A 1,521-nucleotide genomic window follows, 5' to 3' on the forward strand; every position below is an offset into this window, starting at 1 on the left:
TCGCGGTTCTGGGCGGCTACTCCGCGCTGGATGTCGGCGGCGTCGTGGTGGCCCTGCGAGTCGAGGTCGGCGGCGACCTGCTCAAGGCCGTTGGCGTAGCCGTCGTACTCGGTGGCGATGGCGGCGCGCTGCTCGGCGGTGTGCTTCACGGCGGTGGTCCTCTCGTCTCAGGTGCCGGTGATGAGGCCGGCAGCCTCGTTGGTGTGGTCGCGTACGGCGTAGGTGGCGGTGTCGAAGGCGTGGAGTTCGCCAAGGTGCTGGACCTGCTTGGCGGTGTCCGGGTCCAGGGAGGCGATCGCCGGGTTGCTGTCCGGGTTCGTGATCTCCCGGGCGAGGCCTGCGAGGGCTTCCTGAAGGTCGGGGCCGTTCGGGTTGCCGAGCAGGCTGAGCAGGGTCTGGGTGGCGTCCGTGGACAACTCACCGCGGGCGGCGGCCTGCTGGGTGGTGCGGATGCCGTCGACGATGGCCTGCACGCCGGGGATCCAGTGGAAGCCGGTCAGGTCGTCGAGGACGTCGTCGAGCGCGCTCACAGTTCGCCGTCCTCGTCTGCGTACGGGTCGGCGATCTCCCCGAACCAGTTGTCGAGGGCCTCGACGACGCGGGGCATGTCGACCTGCCGGTGGTCGAGGACGGTGTTGGTGAGCTGGCGCAGGTCCAGGTCGGCGAAGGCGTCGAGGACTGCGGCGTACAGGTCGGTTTCACGGTGGGCGATGGCGGACGCGGTCCACTCGTCGCCGGGGATCCGCTCGTGCGTGCGCTCGTCCATCAGGCACCTGCCCGCACGATGACGAGGAAGCTGTCGGTGCGGAGGTCCATGACGACCTCGGCGGGCTGCCCGGCGGTGCGGCGATCGGCGGCGAACCGCTCGGCCGGCCAGGAACCGTGCGGGCCACCAGCGGGGAAACGCTCCAGGACAGTACGGCCCGGGCTCGTCGTCGCGGCGGCCATCACGCGGACACCACCCGAACACCCAGACCCTCAAGGCCAGTCGGCTGGCCCGGGATGTGGCGGGTCACGAGACCGTGCAGCTCGATCCGGGAGCCCTTCCGCAGGACTGGCTCGGCGTAGTAGGCGGCGTCCGGGGTGAACAGCACGTGCGCGCTGTTCCCGTCCTCGGACGTGAGCACGATCATCGTGCGGCCGAAGACCTTCCCGTCGAGGTAGCGGACGGCGGTGATCGTGCCCTCGGTGCGGACCATCGTGTCCGTGTCGACGTCGGCGAGCGCGGCGGTGATGGTCACCGGCTGGCCCGGCAGGCCACGCACCAGGCGCGCCACCGGAAGCCGGCCCGGCATCGGGATGGGGGCCTGGTGGACGAAGTCGCCGGGGTGCGGTGCCATGGATACGGGTGCTGTGCGATCCTGCTTCATGCGGATCGACCTCCTGTTGTGGCAGGTAGGGCGGTTCTCATGTCCTTCGTGGTGGTTGCAACACCGCTTGGGACGCGCGGCCCCGGATCGGCTTTTGCCGGCCGGGGTCGTGTTCGTTGTGCTGGTACTACTGTCCCCCACCTGGTGGACA

4 protein-coding genes are annotated in these 1,521 nt (G+C 70.1%); all 4 read right to left on the reverse strand.

Going from position 1 to position 1,521, the window contains the following annotated elements; all coding sequences use genetic code 11:
- Nucleotides 1-167 precede the first annotated feature (167 nt).
- The 4 genes from ACWC1K_RS50360 to ACWC1K_RS50375 are packed head-to-tail and all read right to left on the reverse strand — an operon-like array spanning nt 168 to nt 1,370.
- Nucleotides 168-530, reverse strand: coding sequence for a hypothetical protein (locus ACWC1K_RS50360; protein WP_450840915.1), 363 nt, complete (start codon nt 528-530; stop codon nt 168-170).
- Complete coding sequence (locus ACWC1K_RS50365; protein ID WP_450840917.1) at nt 527-766, reverse strand: hypothetical protein; 240 nt, start codon at nt 764-766, stop codon at nt 527-529. The genes ACWC1K_RS50360 and ACWC1K_RS50365 overlap by 4 nt, the downstream gene beginning before the upstream one ends.
- The gene (locus ACWC1K_RS50370) at nt 766-948 is read right to left on the reverse strand and encodes a hypothetical protein (protein WP_450840919.1); all 183 of its coding nucleotides are present in this window, start codon (nt 946-948) and stop codon (nt 766-768) included. Before ACWC1K_RS50370 ends, ACWC1K_RS50365 begins: the two co-directional genes overlap by 1 nt.
- Nucleotides 948-1,370 (reverse strand): hypothetical protein, encoded by a 423-nt coding sequence (locus ACWC1K_RS50375; protein ID WP_450840921.1) that lies wholly within the window; start codon nt 1,368-1,370, stop codon nt 948-950. The genes ACWC1K_RS50370 and ACWC1K_RS50375 overlap by 1 nt, the downstream gene beginning before the upstream one ends.
- Nucleotides 1,371-1,521: the final 151 nt, after the last annotated feature.

Source organism: Streptomyces sp. NPDC001492, from assembly GCF_053597275.1.

Coding starts and splice junctions, on each gene's coding strand:
- ACWC1K_RS50365 (WP_450840917.1), bottom strand. CDS start 766: ATGGACGAGCGCACGCACGAGCGGATCCCCGGCGACGAGTGGACCGCG.
- ACWC1K_RS50370 (WP_450840919.1), bottom strand. CDS start 948: ATGGCCGCCGCGACGACGAGCCCGGGCCGTACTGTCCTGGAGCGTTTC.
- ACWC1K_RS50375 (WP_450840921.1), bottom strand. CDS start 1,370: ATGAAGCAGGATCGCACAGCACCCGTATCCATGGCACCGCACCCCGGC.